Source organism: Acinetobacter sp. UBA2063, assembly GCF_002333245.1.
GTDB lineage: Bacteria > Pseudomonadota > Gammaproteobacteria > Pseudomonadales > Moraxellaceae > Acinetobacter > Acinetobacter parvus.
This window is the reverse complement of record NZ_DDAH01000269.1, coordinates 1-469: the sequence shown is the minus strand read 5'-3', so window position 1 is coordinate 469 and position 469 is coordinate 1. Positions and strand designations below refer to the sequence as shown.

The following is a 469-nucleotide window of genomic DNA, read 5'->3' as shown; positions in this document are numbered from 1 at the left end:
CTACTGGTATAACTGGGCAATTACTGTTGCTTTTGAATTGGTTGCGGTACAGTTCATTATGAAATTCTGGTTTCCTGAGATTGCAGGTTTTTACTGGAGTGCCATTTTCCTTGCCGTGATTTTTGGCATTAATGCCATGACCGTCAAAGGCTTTGGTGAAAGCGAATTCTGGTTTTCCATGATTAAAGTGGTTGCGATTATCGTCTTTATCATCATTGGGATTGCCATGATTGTAAAAATCATGCTTACACCTGATGTATCGGTATGGAGCAACTGGACCAAGGGGGATGCGCCTTTTGTGGGGGGGCTGCAAGCCCTGGTCGGGGTCGCCATGATTGCGGGATTCTCTTTTCAGGGCACTGAAATGGTGGGCGTTGCCGCAGGTGAATCCAAAGACCCAAAGAAAACCATTCCATTGGCGATTAAACAGATTTTCTGGCGGATTTTGCTGTTCTATATCCTGTGTATT

General features: G+C 45.0%; 1 protein-coding gene. It reads left to right on the top strand.

Features of this window, described 5'->3' with window-relative positions:
• Window positions 1-469 (top strand): amino acid permease (locus B4H32_RS12570; protein WP_286803363.1); only part of this gene is annotated, 469 nt, incomplete at both ends.